Source organism: Mesorhizobium sp. P2_D6, assembly GCF_056404315.1.
The window spans coordinates 1-16029 of the sequence record NZ_JBFUEG010000005.1; the positions used below are offsets into that span (position 1 = coordinate 1).

At 61.8% G+C, this 16029-nt stretch carries 17 protein-coding genes and 3 tRNA genes; 6 read left to right on the forward strand and 14 right to left on the reverse strand.

The window, feature by feature from the left end:
- Position 1: 1 nt before the first annotated feature.
- Complete coding sequence (gene tuf, locus AC1D1L_RS11960; protein ID WP_013895701.1) at positions 2–1177, reverse strand: elongation factor Tu; 1176 nt, start codon at positions 1175–1177, stop codon at positions 2–4.
- 294 nt (positions 1178–1471) lie between these two features.
- On the opposite strand from tuf, the gene AC1D1L_RS11965 reads away from it, so the two are divergent.
- Positions 1472–2359 carry a DMT family transporter gene (locus AC1D1L_RS11965; protein WP_477341489.1) on the forward strand — a complete coding sequence of 296 codons (888 nt, stop codon included), beginning with the start codon at positions 1472–1474 and terminating at the stop codon, positions 2357–2359.
- Between the two features lie 48 nt (positions 2360–2407).
- Here AC1D1L_RS11965 and AC1D1L_RS11970 read toward each other — a convergent pair whose 3' ends face one another.
- Entirely contained in the window at positions 2408–2665 is a 258-nt protein-coding gene (locus AC1D1L_RS11970; RefSeq protein ID WP_477341491.1) for a GlsB/YeaQ/YmgE family stress response membrane protein, read from the reverse strand.
- Between the two features lie 133 nt (positions 2666–2798).
- Between AC1D1L_RS11970 and AC1D1L_RS11975 the strand changes: the two genes are divergently transcribed.
- Entirely contained in the window at positions 2799–3260 is a 462-nt protein-coding gene (locus tag AC1D1L_RS11975) for a YidB family protein (RefSeq protein WP_477341493.1), read from the forward strand.
- A 185-nt stretch (positions 3261–3445) separates the two neighbouring features.
- On the opposite strand, the gene AC1D1L_RS11980 is transcribed toward AC1D1L_RS11975, so the two are convergent.
- Positions 3446–3519: transfer RNA gene (locus tag AC1D1L_RS11980), tRNA-Gly, on the reverse strand.
- A 27-nt stretch (positions 3520–3546) separates the two neighbouring features.
- Positions 3547–3631, reverse strand: a tRNA-Tyr gene (locus AC1D1L_RS11985).
- 210 nt (positions 3632–3841) lie between these two features.
- Between AC1D1L_RS11985 and AC1D1L_RS11990 the strand changes: the two genes are divergently transcribed.
- Entirely contained in the window at positions 3842–4693 is an 852-nt protein-coding gene (locus tag AC1D1L_RS11990; protein WP_477341495.1) for a TrmH family RNA methyltransferase, read from the forward strand.
- A 44-nt stretch (positions 4694–4737) separates the two neighbouring features.
- Here AC1D1L_RS11990 and AC1D1L_RS11995 read toward each other — a convergent pair whose 3' ends face one another.
- The 3 genes from AC1D1L_RS11995 to gcl all read right to left on the reverse strand — a co-directional run bounded on the left by AC1D1L_RS11995 (position 4738) and on the right by gcl (position 8423).
- Positions 4738–5625, reverse strand: coding sequence for a 2-hydroxy-3-oxopropionate reductase (locus AC1D1L_RS11995; RefSeq protein ID WP_477341497.1), 888 nt, complete (start codon positions 5623–5625; stop codon positions 4738–4740).
- A gap of 191 nt (positions 5626–5816) precedes the next feature.
- Positions 5817–6614, reverse strand: coding sequence for a 2-oxo-tetronate isomerase (gene otnI, locus AC1D1L_RS12000; protein WP_477341499.1), 798 nt, complete (start codon positions 6612–6614; stop codon positions 5817–5819).
- A gap of 27 nt (positions 6615–6641) precedes the next feature.
- Positions 6642–8423: a glyoxylate carboligase gene (gcl, locus tag AC1D1L_RS12005; RefSeq protein WP_477341501.1), complete on the reverse strand. Its 1782-nt coding sequence runs from the start codon at positions 8421–8423 to the stop codon at positions 6642–6644.
- A 204-nt stretch (positions 8424–8627) separates the two neighbouring features.
- Here gcl and bhcR point away from each other — a divergent pair, with 204 nt between their 5' ends.
- A complete protein-coding gene (bhcR, locus tag AC1D1L_RS12010; protein WP_477341503.1) occupies positions 8628–9449 on the forward strand; it encodes an HTH-type transcriptional regulator BhcR in 822 nt (273 codons plus the stop codon).
- Here the strand turns inward: bhcR and AC1D1L_RS12015 are convergent, their stop codons facing one another.
- A complete protein-coding gene (locus AC1D1L_RS12015) occupies positions 9450–9806 on the reverse strand; it encodes a hypothetical protein (RefSeq protein ID WP_181061891.1) in 357 nt (118 codons plus the stop codon). It abuts the gene before it with no gap.
- Positions 9807–9978: 172 nt separating this feature from the next.
- Here AC1D1L_RS12015 and AC1D1L_RS12020 point away from each other — a divergent pair, with 172 nt between their 5' ends.
- Positions 9979–10350, forward strand: coding sequence for a hypothetical protein (locus AC1D1L_RS12020; RefSeq protein ID WP_477341505.1), 372 nt, complete (start codon positions 9979–9981; stop codon positions 10348–10350).
- Between the two features lie 54 nt (positions 10351–10404).
- Here AC1D1L_RS12020 and AC1D1L_RS12025 read toward each other — a convergent pair whose 3' ends face one another.
- Both AC1D1L_RS12025 and AC1D1L_RS12030 read right to left on the reverse strand, forming a co-directional pair.
- Positions 10405–10713 (reverse strand): BA14K family protein, encoded by a 309-nt coding sequence (locus AC1D1L_RS12025; protein ID WP_477341507.1) that lies wholly within the window; start codon positions 10711–10713, stop codon positions 10405–10407.
- Between the two features lie 275 nt (positions 10714–10988).
- A complete protein-coding gene (locus AC1D1L_RS12030) occupies positions 10989–11156 on the reverse strand; it encodes a hypothetical protein (protein WP_112567179.1) in 168 nt (55 codons plus the stop codon).
- A 158-nt stretch (positions 11157–11314) separates the two neighbouring features.
- Between AC1D1L_RS12030 and AC1D1L_RS12035 the strand changes: the two genes are divergently transcribed.
- Positions 11315–11390 (forward strand) — tRNA-Thr (locus AC1D1L_RS12035).
- 153 nt (positions 11391–11543) lie between these two features.
- On the opposite strand, the gene AC1D1L_RS12040 is transcribed toward AC1D1L_RS12035, so the two are convergent.
- The 4 genes from AC1D1L_RS12040 to AC1D1L_RS12055 form a co-directional block, all read right to left on the reverse strand.
- Positions 11544–12095 (reverse strand): DUF2569 family protein, encoded by a 552-nt coding sequence (locus AC1D1L_RS12040; RefSeq protein WP_477341509.1) that lies wholly within the window; start codon positions 12093–12095, stop codon positions 11544–11546.
- A gap of 111 nt (positions 12096–12206) precedes the next feature.
- The gene (locus AC1D1L_RS12045) at positions 12207–12896 is read right to left on the reverse strand and encodes a TetR/AcrR family transcriptional regulator (RefSeq protein ID WP_477341511.1); all 690 of its coding nucleotides are present in this window, start codon (positions 12894–12896) and stop codon (positions 12207–12209) included.
- 65 nt (positions 12897–12961) lie between these two features.
- The gene (locus AC1D1L_RS12050) at positions 12962–14389 is read right to left on the reverse strand and encodes an amidase (RefSeq protein ID WP_477341513.1); all 1428 of its coding nucleotides are present in this window, start codon (positions 14387–14389) and stop codon (positions 12962–12964) included.
- Between the two features lie 99 nt (positions 14390–14488).
- Positions 14489–15517 carry an extracellular solute-binding protein gene (locus AC1D1L_RS12055; RefSeq protein ID WP_477341515.1) on the reverse strand — a complete coding sequence of 343 codons (1029 nt, stop codon included), beginning with the start codon at positions 15515–15517 and terminating at the stop codon, positions 14489–14491.
- Between the last annotated feature and the right edge of the window lie 512 nt (positions 15518–16029).

Below are 16029 nucleotides of genomic sequence, written 5' to 3' on the forward strand. Positions count from 1 at the left end.
ATTATTCTTTGATGGTGACGACGATGCCGGCACCGACGGTGCGGCCGCCTTCACGGATGGCGAAGCGCAGCTTCTCTTCCATGGCGATCGGCACGATCAGCTCGACATCGACCGTGATGTTGTCGCCGGGCATCACCATTTCCGTGCCTTCCGGCAGCGACACGATGCCGGTCACGTCGGTCGTGCGGAAATAGAACTGCGGACGGTAGTTGGTGAAGAACGGCGTGTGACGGCCACCTTCGTCCTTGGTCAGGATGTAGGCTTCAGCCACGAACTTCTTGTGCGGCTTCACCGTACCGGGCTTGGCCAGAACCTGGCCGCGCTCGACACCTTCACGATCAACGCCGCGCAGCAGCGCGCCGATGTTGTCGCCAGCCTGGCCCTGATCGAGCAGCTTGCGGAACATTTCAACGCCCGTGCAGGTCGTCTTGGTCGTCGGACGGATGCCGATGATTTCCAGTTCCTCGCCGACCTTGACCACGCCACGCTCGACGCGRCCGGTCACRACCGTGCCACGACCCGAGATCGARAACACGTCTTCGATCGGCATCAGGAACGGCTTGTCCAGCGGACGAACCGGCGTCGGGATGTAGGCGTCGACCTGAGCCATCAGCTCGCGGATCGCGTCTTCACCGATGGTCTTGTTCGAATCTTCCAGAGCAGCCAGCGCCGAGCCCTTGACGATCGGAATGTCGTCGCCGGGGAACTCGTTCTTCGACAGAAGCTCGCGAACCTCGAGCTCGACCAGTTCGAGCAGTTCGGCGTCGTCGACCTGGTCGACCTTGTTCAGGAACACAACGATCGACGGCACGCCGACCTGACGGGCAAGCAGAATGTGCTCGCGGGTCTGCGGCATCGGGCCGTCTGCAGCCGAAACCACCAGGATCGCGCCGTCCATCTGCGCGGCGCCGGTGATCATGTTCTTCACATAGTCGGCGTGTCCGGGGCAGTCGACGTGGGCGTAGTGGCGGTTGGCTGTCTCGTATTCGACGTGAGCCGTCGAGATGGTGATGCCACGGGCCTTCTCTTCGGGCGCCGCATCGATCTGGTCGTAGCGCTTGTATTCGCCAAAATACTTCGTGATCGCCGCCGTCAGCGACGTCTTGCCATGGTCAACGTGACCAATCGTGCCGATGTTCACATGAGGCTTAGTGCGCTCGAATTTACCTTTTGCCATAGTCTCTTTCCTTGGACGGCCTTGACCTTCAGTTCAGTCGAATGCGGGGCGATTAGCGACTACGGCCGAAAAACACAAGTGCCTTGTGGCCGGGTGCGCTGTCCACTCGGTCCGAACCGATGATCCGATTGCGGGGGATATGGCGCTGATATAGGAACGCGCGACGGGAAATGAAATGGCGCCGGCTTCAGCGCGTGTCTGCAACTCCCGGCTATGTCCTGGCTCTTCCTTGCTGGATTGGCAGCCCGCGCCTGGCCCATTGCCGCTGCGGCGCCGGTCTGATTTGGTCGCCCGATGCATTTCATCCCCACATCCATACGCGGCCCGCTGTTCATGATCGTTTCGACGGGGTCCTACCTCGTCAACGACACGATGATGAAGCTCGCCACCGCAGGCTTGCCGTCCTATGAGGTGCTGTTCCTGCGCGGGGTCGCGGCCACGCTGTGGGGCGTGCCGCTGCTATTCCTGCTCGGCTATGGCAGGCAGATCCCGCTGATCTTCGACAAGCGCGTGCTGCGCCGCAACCTGCTCGAGCTGGCGGCGATCCTTTGCTATGTGGTGGCGCTGGCCAACATGCAGATCGCCGATTCAACCGCGCTGGGGCAGATCACCCCGCTTTTGATGCTGGTCGGCTCCTCCATCCTGTTCGGCGAGCGGATCGGCGGCGTGCGCATGGCGTTGATCGGGCTCGGCTTCGTCGGCGCGGTCATGGTGGCGCAGCCGACCATGGAGGGCATCTCGGTCTATGCCTTGCTGGCGCTCGGCAACGCCGCCCTGTCGGCCGCGCGCGATCTCGCCGGCAGGCGGGTCCCGGCCGAGGTGCCGGGCATGATCGTCGCCATTTCCGCCGTCGTGGTGGTGCTGATCGGCGCGGGTGCCGCGCATCTGGTTTCCGAGCGCTGGGTGATGCCGGAAGCCCGTCACCTGCTGTTGATGGCCGGCGCCGGGTTCTTCCTGATCTTCGGCCATTTCTTCATCTTCATGGCCTATCGCGTCGGGCCGACCGGCGTCGTGGCGCCGTTCTACTACTGCTTCACCGTCTGGGCGGTCATTTCAGGCGTGCTGGTGTTCGGGCAGTTCCCGAATGCCTTGGCCGTGTGCGGCATCCTGCTGGTAGTGGCGAGCGGGCTCACGATCGTCTCGCTGGATGAACGCAAGCGCAGACTGACCGTCGTCGCCTAGCCTTCACGGCAACGTATCGGCAGCCAGTCAGATCGACAGAACTGGCCCTTAAAGCGCCCGCCTGCCGCTGATCTGATGATAGGCCCACAGCACGACCACCGCGCCGATCACGGCGACGATCAGGCTCCAGATGTTGAGGCCGGTCACACCCGAAGCGCCGAAGGCGCTGAAGATCACGCCGCCGACAACGGCGCCGACAATGCCGAGCACGATATCCATGATCAGGCCCTGGCCGGTCTTGTTGACGATCTTGCTGCCGATGAAGCCGGCGATGACGCCGAGGATGATCCAGCTGATGATGCCCATTTTTCCTCTCCATTCCCCCCGCCGGCCGATCATGGTCACATGATTGTCAAAAGCTCAAGCCAACTTGAAATTCGGCCCCCGCGCTCCATTCTAGCGATGGGACGGGGCTTGGTCGCTACGGAGGATTGGACCTATGGGACTTTTTGACAACGCCGTACCCGGTGGCAACATCACCAAACCGCTGATGATCGCGCTCGGCGCGCTGCTGGTCGGAAAGATGCTGAGCGGCAGAAATGCCGAACAGCCTGACGTGCCTGCCCAGCCTCAAACGCCTGCCCCTACAGGAACCACCGCCTCCGGCGACGGCGGCCTGCTCGGCGGACTGGGCGGACTGCTCGACAAGTTGAAGGATGCCGGCCACGGCAATGTTGCCGACTCCTGGGTCGGCACCGGGCAGAACCAGCCGATCAACGCCAATGATCTTGGCAGGGCGATCGGCCCTCAAGTCATCCGCGAGATCGCGCAAAGGACCGGGCTCGACGAGCAGGAACTGCTCAAGCAATTGTCCACCGCCCTGCCCGGCATTGTCGACAGGCTGACGCCGAATGGCCAGGTGCCGCCGCAGCACCAGGTCGCGTCCGCTTTCAACAGCTAGGGCGCCGCTCCAGCATTTTCAGCCAAGACGCCCGGCATCGCCTTGCGGCTGTCGGGCGTGGCTTCGACAGCATCGCGAACTGCCTGGCGGTCGATGGATCGACCGGCGTGTAGACGGAAACCGAAAAGTCCCGACGGCAACATCGTGGAGGTATCGCTGAAATCTGATGCGGATTGGGGAAAGTTTGGAGCGGGTAGCGGGAATCGAACCCGCATATTCAGCTTGGAAGGCTGCTGCTCTACCACTGAGCTATACCCGCATCGCTTCAGGGCTGACGGGCTGGCAGTGGTGGAGAGGGTTGGATTCGAACCAACGTAGGCTAAGCCAACGGATTTACAGTCCGTCCCCTTTAACCACTCGGGCACCTCTCCAGCCTGCCGTCGAAGCCTTGCAACGAGGCATTCCCGCCGATCAGGTCGAAACCAAGGTTTTGTCCGAAATCAGCGAAGCGCCTTATGGCGGCAAGGCCAGTGGGTGTCAACCGCACGTCTCGGCAAAATGCGCTGATTTTGACAGCCCGCCCGGCAAGCCGGCTTTCTGCCTGTATCCATGCCCTTGCGACACAGCTATAGAAGCCGGCCATGAGCAATGACAACACGCCCAAGACCGCCAAAGACACCCACTACGCCAAGCTGCGCCGCGCCCACCGCGACGAGAAGGCCGGCGGTGCGCCCACCTTCCGGCCGCGCCAGCCGGTGCCGCCGGGCGAGAACGCCGCAGACGGACTGGTGCGACTCTATGGCCTGCACACGGTGCGGGCCGCGCTCGACAATCCGCGGCGCAAGATCAAAAAAATGCTGGTGACTCGCAACGCCGCCGAGCGGCTTGCGATTGCCGACCTCGCCGCGCTGCCGTTCAAGGCGGAGCTGGTCGAGCCGAAGGAGATCGACAAGGTCACCGGTTCGGACGCCGTCCACCAGGGCGTACTGATCGAGGCCGAGCCGCTGAAGCCGAAACGCCTCGACGCGCTCGGCGATACAAAACTGGTGCTGGTGCTCGACCAGGTCACCGACCCGCACAATGTCGGCGCCATCCTGCGTTCCTCGGTCGCCTTCGGCGCGGGCGCGCTGATCACCACCGCCCGCCACAGCCCGCAGGAATCCGGCGTGCTGGCCAAATCGGCCTCCGGCGCGCTTGAGCATATCGATCAGGTCGAGGTGAAGAACCTGGCCGACGCGCTGGGACAACTACATGAGGCCGGCTTCCAGACCATCGGCCTCGATTCGGACGGCCCGGCCGAACTCGAAACGAGTTTTTCAGGCGACAAGATCGCGCTGGTGCTCGGCGCCGAAGGCAAAGGCCTGCGCCAGAAGACGCGCGAGACGGTGACGACACTCGCCCGCCTCGACATGCCCGGCGCGATTCGTTCGCTCAATGTGTCGAACGCCGCGGCGGTGAGTTTGTATGCAGCGCGGAAATTCCTGGGAAAGTGAATGGTGAATAGTCAATGGTGAATGGTTGAGTGGCTTGCCATTCACTATTCACCCACTTCATGTCCTGCCATCCGCTCCAGCGCCCGAACCAGCGCCGAGTGATCCTCCTTCGCTCCGCCATTGGCCGCACATGAGTTGAACAGCTGCTGCGTGGTCGAGGTGTTGGGTAGCGAAACACCAAGCGCCTTGGCGCCTTCCAGCGCCAGATTGAGGTCCTTCTGGTGCAGTTCGATGCGAAAGCCCGGCGCGAAGGTGCGCTTGACCATGCGCTCGCCATGCACTTCGAGGATGCGCGATGCCGCCAGTCCGCCCATCAGTGCTTGCCTGACCTTGGCCGGATCGGCGCCGGCTTTTGAGGCAAAGACCAGCGCCTCGGCGACGGCTTCGATGGTCAGCGCAACGACGATCTGGTTGGCGACCTTGGTGGTCTGGCCGACGCCGTTCGGACCGACAAGCGTGATGTTCTTGCCCATCTTCTCGAAGACAGGCTTTGCGCGCTCGAACGCCTTGTCCTCACCGCCGACCATGATGGTCAGCGACGCCGCTTTGGCGCCGACCTCGCCGCCCGACACCGGCGCATCGAGATAGTCGCAGCCGAGATCGTTGATCTTTTTGGCAAAGGTCTTGGTCTCGATCGGCGAGATCGAACTCATGTCGATGACGAGCTTGCCTTTGCTGAGGCCGGATGCGACGCCATTGTCGCCGAACAGCACGTCGGCAACCTGCGGCGTGTCGGGCACCATGGTGATGACGATGTCTGCGGCCTTCGCCACGGCGGCATGGCCGCTGACAGTCTTCAGGCCCTTGGCGACGAGATCGGCCGGCGCCTTCGAGCGATGGTCGCTGGCAATGACAGTGTAGCCGGCATCGAGCAGATGCCCCGCCATCGGTGCGCCCATGATGCCGAGGCCGATGAAGCCGATGGTTTCCATTGTTTCTCCTAAAAGTCTTGTCCAGACTGATTGAACGCTAGCACCGCCCCTCATCCGCCTGCCGGCACCTTCTCCCCGTATAGTAACGGGGAGAAGGGAAGCGCTCCGACGCCGGTGACCCCCTCTCCCCGTCCTTCACGGGGAGAGGGTAAGGGTGAGGGGCGGCACCAACGCCGAGTAGTTGCCAACAGCTAAGCCGCCGCGCTCCCCTGCCCGTTGAGCTCCCGGAACCACCCCAGCCCAGCCTCCGTGCCCGCCTTCGGTTTGTATTCCGCCCCAACCCAGCCGGAATAGCCAATCCTGTCGATGTGCTCGTAGAGGAAGGGATAATTGATCTCGCCCGTCCCCGGCTCGTGACGGCCGGGATTGTCCGCAAGCTGGATATGCGCAATGCGGCCAAGGTTAGCCTCGATGGTACGGGCGAGATCCCCCTCCATGATCTGCATGTGATAGATGTCGTATTGCAGGAACAGGTTCTTCGAGCCGACGCGGTCGATCAACGCCAGCGCCTGGTCCGAATAGTTGAGGAAGAACCCCGGGATATCGCGGGTGTTTATCGGCTCGATCAGCAGCCGGATGCCGGCCTGCTCCAGCTTCTCCGCCGCAAACGCCAGGTTCTCGGCGAAGGTATTTTCCAGCACCGAGCGATCCGCCCCTTGCGGCGCGATACCGGCGAGGCAATTGACCTGCTCGCAGCCTAGTGCGTGGGCGTAAGAGATCGCCTTGGCGATGCCTTGCCGGAACTCCGGCACGCGGTCGGGCAAAACGGCGATGCCGCGCTCGCCCTTGCCCCAGTCGCCTACGGGCAGGTTGAACAGCACCTGGCTGAGCCCGTTCTTCTTCAACCGCGCCGCGACCACGTCAAGCGCGTGATCATACGGGCCGATATATTCGACGCCCTTGAAGCCGGCGCGGGCGGCGGCGTCGAAGCGGTCGAGGAATTCGTGCTCGCCAAACAGCATCGACAGATTGGCTGAAAAACGCGGCATTCTTTTTCTCCTTCTTCCCGCCAAAGCTTAATCCAGGAGGACGATGGCCGTCGGCGCATCCTCATGGCTTTCGGCAAGGTCTTCGAATTCGGTGATCTTGTCGATTTCCGTGCCCATGGAAATGTTGGTGACGCGTTCGAGGATGAATTCGAGCACCACCGGCACCTGATGTTCCTTCATCAGCCGCTGCGCTTCCTTGAACGCGCCGGCGAACTCTTCCGGCTTGCGCACCCGCACCGCCTTGCAGCCCATCGCCTCGGCCACCGCGACATGGTCGACGCCATAGCCGGCCTCGGGATCGTCTGCGCGGTTGACGTTTTCGAAGGCGAGGCTGACCTCGAAATCCATCGAAAAACCGCGCTGCGCCTGGCGGATCAGGCCGAGATAGGCATTGTTCACAACGACATGGATGTAGGGCAATTTGTGCTGCGCGCCGGCCGCCAGTTCCTCGATCATGAACTGGAAGTCATAGTCACCCGACAGCGCCACGATGGTGCGGTCCGGATCGGCGGCGCGCACGCCAAGGGCTGCCGGCAGCGTCCAGCCGAGCGGGCCGGCCTGGCCGCAATTGATCCAGTTGCGCGGCTTGTAGACATGCAGGAACTGCGCGCCGGCGATCTGCGACAGGCCGATCGTGGTGACGTAGGTGGTGTCGCGGCCGAAGGCCTTGTTCATCTCCTCATAGACGCGCTGCGGCTTCAACGGCACCTGCTCGAAATGCGTCTTGCGCTTCATTGTCTTCTTGCGCTGCTGGCATTCCTTGGCCCAGCCCGACCAGTCGCGCAGCTTGCCTGCCGACCGCCATTCGGTGGCGACGTCGAGCAGGATCTTCAGCGCCGCACCCGCATCGGAGACGACGCCGAGATCCGGCGCGAAGACACGGCCGATCTGCGTCGGCTCGATGTCGACATGGATGAACTTTTTGCCCTTGGTGTAGACGTCGACCGAACCGGTGTGGCGGTTGGCCCAGCGGTTGCCGATACCGAAAACGAAATCGGCTTCCAGCATCGTCGCATTGCCGTAGCGGTGCGAGGTCTGCAGCCCGCACATCCCCGCCATCAGCCGGTGATCGTCGGGGATCGCGCCCCAGCCCATCAGCGTCGGGATGACCGGCACGCCGGTGATCTCGGCGAATTCGATCAACAGATCGGACGCGTCGGCATTGATGATGCCGCCGCCGGCAACGATTAGCGGCTTGTCCGCCGCGTTGAGCATCGCCAGCGCCTTTTCGGCCTGGCCGCGCGACATGGCCGGCTTGAACGGGACAAGCGGCTCATAGGCGTCGATATCGAACTCGATCTCGGCCAGTTGCACGTCGACCGGCAGGTCGATGAGCACCGGACCCGGCCGCGACGAGCGCATCAAATGAAACGCCTTCTGCAGCGCCATCGGCACAAGATAGGGCTCCATGACGGTGACCGCCCATTTGGCGACAGGTGCGGCGATCGCAGCAATGTCGACAGCCTGGAAATCCTCCTTGTTCAGCCGCGCCCGTGGCGCCTGGCCGGTGATGCACAGGATCGGGATGGAATCGGCGGCCGCCGAATAGAGACCGGTGATCATGTCCGTGCCGGCTGGACCTGATGTGCCGATGCACAGCCCGATATTGCCGGCCTTGGCCCGCGTATACCCTTCGGCCATGTGCGAGGCCGCCTCGACATGCCTAGCCAGTATGTGGCGGATCGAGCCCCGCGCCTTCAGCGCCGAATAGAACGGGTTGATCGCCGCGCCCGGCACGCCGAAGCCGCAGGAAATGCCTTCCTTTTCGAGAACGAGAACCGCTGCATCGACAGCGCGCATCCTGGCCATGTCCAGCCTCCGCAAGATTGTTGGTTGGCTGACAATGCCAGCGCTCCGGCCATTTTTCAATTTTTTCAGAATAATTTTTCATTTCTAGAAAACAGCCACTACTGACTGATTTCTCTTGATTTTTCGTTTTCCATGAATCCAGATCGAAAAATCAGTGAAAAACTTTTTCATTGTTCTTTTGGAGAAATCGACGACAATGCCGCCATGGAAACCAGCGAAAAACGCCAGCGCGGCCGGCCCCGCGCCTTCAATGGGCCGGCCGAGGCCGGTTCGGTGCAGTCGCTCGACCGGGCCTTGCGCATCCTGGCCATCGTTGCCGAGGGCAGCGGCCTGTCGTTGAGCGAAATATCGGCGCGCAGCGAGCTCGCCGCCTCCACCGCCTACCGCATGCTGACGACGCTGCAGAACCACGGCATGGTCGAGTTCGATACATCGGACCAGCTATGGTCGATCGGCGTCGAGACCTACCGCATGGGCGCGGCCTTCCTGCGCCGGCGCAAGCTGGTCGACCGCGCCCGCGTCGTCATGCAGGAATTGATGGAAAAGACCGGTGAAACCGCCAATCTCGGCGTAGCCGAGGACGATTGCGTGGTTTTCGTCAGCCAGGTCGAGACGCATCAGGCGATCCGGGCCTTCTTCCGCCCGGGCACGCGCAGCTCCTTCCATGCCTCGGGCATCGGCAAGGCGGTGCTGGCGCAGCTCGAGCCGGAACGCGTCGCGGCCATCCTGCGCAAATCGGGCCTGCAGCGCTTCACCGACAAGACGCTGTCGGATATCTCGGCGCTCGCCCATGATCTGGCTGTCATCAAGCATCGCGGCTGGTCGGTCGACGACGAGGAGCGTCATCCCGGCATGCGCTGCGTGGCCGCCGCCATCTTCAACGAATTCGGCGAGCCGATCGGCGGTGTTTCGGTCTCCGGCCCGACGGTGCGGGTGACGCCGGAGCGGCTGGGCGAGATCGGGCCGCTGGTGCGCGACGCGGCCGCGGAGGTGACGAAGATGATCGGCGGCGTCAGGCTGACCTGACTAAGCCCCGACCAGCGCGCTCCTCGCCGATACCTCGAAGACATCGAGCAGAATCGCCAGCCCGACGCCGCAGGCGGTCAGGATGATGCCGGCCATGAAGATGCGGTTCGCGCGTTCGTAGATTGGCCGGCGGAGCGAATCCAGGTCGAGCAGCAACGACAGCGCCCGCATCTGCAGGGCGATGCCAACCAGGATCGGCACCACGGCAAGCAAATGATGGAGTTGCCACGGTATCGGGTTGGCCGCCCAATGGGTGACGAAGCCCAGCGAGAACGCCAGCAGGATGCCGACGGTGGTGACCGTACCATTGCGGAAAACCGGCTCGATCAGGTCTTCCTTCGGATCCTGCTCGTCCAAACCACCCTCCCCTCAATTGGCGCTCGGGTGGCAGACTAGACTTTCGCAAAATCGCTGTACATCGCCGGCCACATGGACGTTGCCAGTCTTGCCGCGGCCTTCGCAGGCATGCAAAAGGGCGAGCATGCGGAAAACGGTCCAGCTTTTGCTCTTCGCTTCGCTTTGCGGTTGCGTGGCGACGACACCGCCGCGACCTGAACCCGCCGCGAGCCAGCGCGCCGATCCCATTGCGGTCTCGCTCGCCCTGGAGGAGACCATCACCATTGGCGTGCGCCAGCACTTGAAAAATCCTGTCGCCGCGAGGTTCGGACCCATACTGGCCGGCGAGCGCACGATGAACGGCCGCAAAGAAATCGTGATATGCGGCTCTGTCGATGACAAGAACGCTGCCGGCGGCTCTGCTGACTACGAGCCTTTCCTTGGCAGGATTTACCAGGATGCCGACAACAGCTTCGAACTCGCCGCGATGGGCAACACGCAGCAAGGGGCGATTGCGGATGCCTGCCGCGCGGCAGGGTTGCCGATCGACACGCAGAAATCCTAGCGTGAATGAAAAAGGGGCAGTGGAGCCCCTTCTTCATTGTCTGAAACCGACCTGTTAAAGGCGGCAATAGTGGCGGTAGCCGTCATAGCCGACATAGGTGTCGGAGTACGGATCGTAGCTGGCGTAGCGGTTGGCGCAGCGGCGGACGTGCCAGGAACCACCCTCGTCGTCGACATAGACGGTACGCGGCTGCTGGTTGAGCAGGCTGCCGAGGACGAAGCCGCCAACGCCGGCGGCGATGCCGATGCCGATTTCGCGGTTGTGGTGATGGCTGTGGGCGGCCGAGGGCTGGACGGTGCTGACCAGCGAGGTGGCGGCGACGGTGCTGGCGATAAGGGCAGAAGCGCTTTTGCGCGTGAACATGATGATCTCCTTGTTTCGTTGCTAGAGGCGATCCATCCGCCTCTTGATCATCTGTCGTTGCCGCAAAGAAAAAGGTTCGACGGGTTTTTGACTTTTTTTCTCGGCCAGCAAAAAACGCTGTTGAGGCAAGAATCTCGTCGCTCGGTGGGTCTTGGCGCCACAGCGAAAGGTTCGAGGGTTTTGCGAGTAGTGAGTAGGCAGTAGGAATTAGGTTGGATTCTGCCCTGGCTCCCTAAGCCCCTACTCACTACTGACTATTCCCTACTCACTCTCTGTCACCCCATTCCTGTGACATGCCGCAGCCAGAACGCCATCGCTATAAAACCGACAATGGTGGCGATACCGGTCCAGTCGATATTGGCGCTCTTCACGTCCTTGATGAGCTTGACCAAGAGAAACCAGGCGATGACGACGAGCGGGAGAATGATGACAAGTCTGATCATGCGAGTCCCCTAACCAGGCGATTGCACCTTGATGATATGTAGGAAAGGAATTGGCGGTTTTTAGCATGGCGGCGCCAGCCGGCCCGGTGGGTTCATTAGCAATCGAAAACGGAGTTTTGTCTTTACTGGCGCGGCAAATATGCTAACCGGAGCCCCGTGCCCTTGTAGCTCAGCTGGTAGAGCAGCGGTTTTGTAAACCGAAGGTCGGCGGTTCGATTCCGTCCGGGGGCACCAGCCTTCACTCTTCGAGCTTCGGGTGGCAGGCCACCCAAAGCTCGTTAGAGGAATGAAGTGTCCTTCGAAGCCTTGGCGAAGGAGGACTGCCGACGGTTCTATTTCGGCGGCCGGCGTCACCGACATCAGGCCAACTCGCAACCGTCGGACCTTCTAGGAGAACGTCGCAGCCTGAATGGCCGCCGTATCGCCACCGAACGTGTTTCTCACCCTGATCGACCTGTAGACATAAGCGGCCCAAAGCCCCGTGGTGATGATGGATATGAGAGCCGATATCAATGTATCCCCGTCAAGGAGCTGGTTGATCGGGATACCGAGCATTCTTGATATCCAAACCGTGTCCAGGATGAATAAGAGAGGAATCGCAAACCATTGGCATATGAACAGTTTCGGGAAGCGGTGGCTTCGCCGCAGCATCGAAACGAGCACGACCAGCTGAAGCACTAGAAAGGCCAGATTGAGGGCCACTTCGCCATACACCGCCAAAGCTCCATTTGGCAGTGTGATGAGCCGCTGGTAGTCTTCGACCGATCTGGCAATGTCCACAAGTGTGCGCAACGGCGACAATGACTGACCGATCGCCAGCAGCATCAGCCAGCCGCCAAATCCCTCAAGGTCTGTCGGAGGTCGTGAGCGTTTGCGTGCCGAGCGGACAGCGAAGAAAACAGGCACACCAATCAGCAGCAGTATTGCCCAATGCCACATTCGCCCGTCCCCCTACGACACAACCTGCATTGCGTATAATACACCCTAAGATTGTATCACCTTTCGTTTGCAACTCAAGAGGTTCTTCGGCTGAAAATCGCGCCGCCGCCGTCATTCCAACTCAAAATGCCGCGGAAACGCCTGGTGCAGCAGGAGGAGCATGGTCTTGCGCAGCACGTCGGTGTCGCGACTGGACGGGTTGAGATGATCCCAGTACCAGGCGCCGTGAACCAGATAGTTCAGGCTTTCCGATAACGTGTCGATGTCGACGCCGGTGTAGCCGCCGTCGCGCGCGATTTCGATCAGCAGATCGCGCGCCTCGGCGGTGTATGCGAGATCGCTGGGCAAGCCGATTTCATTGTAGATCTGCATACTCTTGCGGTCGCTGGAGAACACGACGAAGACTGACACCCATTTCGGATGCAGACGGGCAAAGCGCTGCGCGCAATCGACCGCGCCCAAGGCCCGTTCCACCGGCGACAGGCCGGGTGCCCGCACCAGCGTGATCCACAGCGCGTCGTATTGATCGCTGAGATATTGCAGCACAGCCCGGAACAAATTCTCCTTGCTGCGAAAATGAAAGACCACCAGCGCGTTGGACGAGCCGACATGCTCGGCGATGCGCTGCATGGTGACGCTGGCAAGGCCCTCCTCCGCGATAAGTTCGATGGTGGCGTCGATGATGCGCTGGATGCTCGCTTCGCCGCGCTCGCGCCGGCGGTCCTTAGGGGCAGCGTCGTTCGCTGCACCCTTGGTCGCCTTGCTTTTTCCCGCCTCAGCGGTGGCTTTGCGTTGCGCCATTGTCGTCAGGCCTTTCCCCGGCGAAACATCCCGCCGCTGCTTTGGCACGCCGGCTCTTCGCGGACTCAGAGCGACGGGCGTGTCCCGGCATTCGTGTACCATTGACCCTGAGCCGTCTCATAGGCCATCGCCGCCCGGAAAACATCGGCGTCGCTGTAGGTGCGGCCGACAATCTGGATGCCCGTCGGCACGCCGTTGGCGGCGCGGCCCGACGGCACGGACAGAACCGGGCAGCGGCTCAGCATGTTGAACGGCGTCGTCATCACCCAACCCAGCGACGGGTTTACGTGCTCGCCGTTGATCTCGACCGTGCCTTTGGTCTGATCGAATTCCGCCGGCACCGCCGGAAGCGCGTTTGTCGGGCAGATCAGCACGTCGTATTTTTCCAGCAACGGCCCCAGCGTCTGGTACATCCTGGCCGCTACGTCCAGGGTCGCGACAAAATCCGTCGCCTTCGACTTTTGCCCTTCCTGCGCAAACTGCCTGGCATAGCTGGTCATGTCCTTGCCGTGCTTGGCGAGCAGGGGCGCCAGCGAGGCACCGAAGAGATGCTCCAGATAGGCCATGCCGGCCTTGAGCACCTCGTCGCCCCAGCCAAGGTCGACCTCCTCGACGGTAGCGCCAAGCGAGCGGAACACGTCGCAGGCAGCGAGCGTGTTCTTGCGCACGTCAGGGTGAACCTCAAAAGAACCGAGATCCATGGAGAAGGCGATCTTCCAGCCTTTGATCGGCTTGTAGTCGAGCGGCAGGCGCAGTTTCGGGCGAAGCGTGGCGATGTCGAGCGGGCTCGGTCCGGCCATGACATTCTGCAGCAGGATCGCATCCCCGACATTTCGGGCGAGCGGCCCGGTGTGGCAATAGAAGTCGAGGTTGAAGGGCGGCTCGTCGGGGTTGCGGCCGTAAGGCGGCTTGAAGCCGACCAGGCCGCAGGCCGAGGCCGGGATGCGGATCGAGCCGGCAATGTCCGAGCCGGTGGCGATCGACGATGTGCCCGAGGCCAGCGTCGCCGCCGAACCGCCCGACGAACCGCCCGGCGTATAATCCAGATTCCAGGGGTTGCGCGTCACGCCCCAGCGCTTCGACCAGGTGTAACCGGCGCAGCTGAATTCGGGCGTCGCCGTGCGGGCATGCACTATGCCGCCGGCCTTCGTGACACGCTCGTTCATCGTCGACGTGTGGCCGCCAATGGCGTCCTTCGACAGCAGCGAGCCATGCGAGGTCGGCTTGCCCTTGATGTAGCTCTCATCCTTGATGCCGATCGGCAGGCCCTCGAGCGCACCGGTCCTGGCGCCCTTGGCGTATTTCGCTTCGGCTTTTCTGGCGAGATTCATCGCCTCGTCGAAATGGGTGAAGGTGAAGCAGTTGATTGTCGCCTTGGTCGCTTCGGCGCGGCGGATGGTGGCCTGCATCAGGTCGACAGGCGACAGTTTCTTCGCCTTGAACAGCCGCAACGCCTCGCTGGCCGGCATGTAGCAAAGGTCGAGATCGGACATCAAAATCTCCCGCGGCGGCTTGACCGCATCTGGCATGAGGGATGGCCGGGCCGCCGTGAGCGGCCCGAAGGATGTTGGCAAGTTCGGCTGACGGCGCTGCTATTTCTGCAGGTCGGTCCAGATCCTGGTGTAGAGCGCCTGGATGTCGGCGGGGCAGGTCGGCATGAATTGGCCCTTGTCGGCAAATTCGGCCGGAACGTCCACTTCGGGCGCCCCCTTCATGTCGTCCGGCAGGAACGGCTCGGAGCCCTTGATGCCGTTGGCGTAGTGCGCGAAGGCCGAGATCAGCGCGGCGTTTTTCGGGTCCATGATGAAATTCTGGAAGAGCTTGGCGTTTTCGACGTTCTTGGCGTCCTTGAGCACCGCGACATTGTCCATCCAGATCGGAAAGCCCTCTTTGGGATAGCCGTAGACGATCTTGTCGTTTTCAAGCCGCTCGCGCAGCGATATGCCGTTCCAGTTGACGCCGGCGGCAATGTCGCCCCGGCCCAGGCCATCAACGGCAGCGTAATCGAGCGACAGCCATTTGCCCTTCGCCTCGACCAACTTGTCATGCACCTTCTTCAGCAGCACCTTGTCGTCGGTGCAGTACTTGCCCCCCTCATAGGCAATTGTGAGGAACATGATGTCCCCCATTTCGGGCACGACATTGATCTTGCCGACGAGTTCCGGCGGCGGATCGAGGAAAATCGCCGAGGTGTTAGGGTCGCCCGCATAGACCGATTTGTTGACCGAGATGCCGGTCGTGCCCCATTGCCACGGAACGGAGTATTTGCGGCCGGGATCGAACGGCACATCGACCCATCTCGGATCGACATTTTTAAAGTTTTCCATCGTGTTGGGATCGGTCTCCAACAGCAAGCCTTCGCTGATCCAGATCGGCATCACGCTGGCCGAGGGCACGACGATATCGTAGCCGGAGGCGCCCTGGCGGACCTTGGCCAAGGCGGTGTCGTTGGAATCATAGTCGGTGACGGTGACCTTGATCTTGTAGGTGTCCTCGAACTTCTTGATCAACTCCGGACTGGTGTAGTTGCCCCAATTGTAGATTTGCAGTTCGCCATCGGCGCGGGCAATGCCGGTCATGGCCAGCAGCGCGAGCGCCGTCGCGGTGGATTTCAGCTGCATGCTTATTGTCTCCCATTGTCGGGACCGGCGGGATTGCCGCCTCGAGTCCGTATGTTCCCTTCGTCCTGGTGGTCATTCACCGGCGGATGCCGGCTGACCAACTCGGTATGTCCGCGACGGTATTAATTACTAAACATACAGTCAATATCTTTTTGCCGGCATGGCGACGGTATCGGCCAGACGTCGACGAGCTGGTCGATGCCGTCAAACCTACAGATTATCAGGCAGTGGGTGATGGATTGCAGCCGCGCCGTCGGCGGATCGGCTGCGGCTTCAGCCTACAAAGCGTTTTGCGGGCATGGCATGCCGGCGTCGCCGCAGCGTGAGGCCGTCGGCCTCGGCCTGGAACTCATGTCCTCGGACTGTCGCACAAGTTCGGCGAAGAGAAGCGCGAAACTTCCCATCACGAGGAAGACGATAATCAGGCGTGTCACCGGCAATAGACAGGTCTCGACTGGCTAGCCCCCCAGCCACCCATCCTCTGCCGGCTAACATGATCGATCGGGCTTTAC